At 62.9% G+C, this 1082-nt stretch carries 2 pseudogenes; both read right to left on the reverse strand.

Going from position 1 to position 1082, the window contains the following annotated elements:
• Positions 1 to 199 (reverse strand): annotated as a pseudogene (locus tag CDQ92_RS20620) (recombinase RecA); the annotation flags it as partial.
• Positions 200 to 237: 38 nt separating this feature from the next.
• Positions 238 to 1082, reverse strand: a pseudogene (locus CDQ92_RS20625) (alanine--tRNA ligase-related protein); the annotation flags it as partial.

The following is a 1082-nucleotide window of genomic DNA, read 5'->3' on the forward strand; positions in this document are numbered from 1 at the left end:
CATAGAATTTGAGCGCGTTGCCGCCGGTCGTCGTTTCGGGGTTGCCGTACATAACGCCGATTTTCATGCGCAGCTGGTTGATGAAGATCACCATGCAACGCGAGCGGCTGATCGAACCGGTGAGCTTGCGCAGCGACTGCGACATCAGGCGCGCCTGCAGGCCAACGTGGCTGTCGCCCATTTCGCCCTCGATTTCGGCGCTGTCTCTTATACACATCTAGATGTGTATAAGAGACAGATCCGGCGCAGCACATAGCCGCGGCCTTCGTTCGACGGCAGCACGCCGTCGGCAACGAGAAAGCTCGACGCGCGCAAATGGTCGGCGATCACGCGGTGGCTGGCCTGCGTCGCGCCCTCGGCCGGAACGCCGGTCAGGTCGACCGATGCGGCGATCAGCGCTTTGAACGTGTCGGTGTCATAATTGTCGTGGACGCCCTGCAGCACCGCCGCAACGCGCTCCAGCCCCATGCCGGTGTCGATGCTGGGCCGCGGCAGGTCGACGCGGTCGCCGGGGCCGCGCTGGTCGTACTGCATGAAAACCAGGTTCCAGATTTCGACGAAGCGGTCGCCGTCCTCTTCGGGCGATCCCGGGGGGCCGCCCCAGATATGGTCGCCATGGTCATAGAAGATTTCGCTGCACGGGCCGCATGGCCCCGTGTCGCCCATCGACCAAAAATTGTCGCTCGTCGCGATGCGGATGATCCGCTCGTCGGGCAGGCCGGCGATCTTCTTCCACAGGGCGAACGCCTCGTCGTCGGTGTGATAGACGGTGACGGTCAGCCGCTCGGGCGCGAGGCCCCAGGTCTTGGTGACCAGGGTCCACGCATGATGGATCGCCTGTTCCTTGAAATAGTCGCCGAAGGAGAAATTCCCCAGCATTTCAAAGAAGGTGTGATGCCGCGCCGTGAAGCCGACATTGTCGAGATCATGATGCTTGCCGCCGGCGCGCACGCATTTCTGCGACGAGGCCGCGGTGCTGTACGGCCGCTTTTCCAGCCCGGTGAAGACATGCTTGAACGGCACCATGCCCGCGTTGACGAACATCAACGTCGGATCGTTATACGGCACCAGCGGCGCCGACG

The sequence above is a fragment of the Sphingopyxis bauzanensis genome (genome assembly GCF_002205675.1).
GTDB lineage: Bacteria > Pseudomonadota > Alphaproteobacteria > Sphingomonadales > Sphingomonadaceae > Sphingopyxis > Sphingopyxis bauzanensis.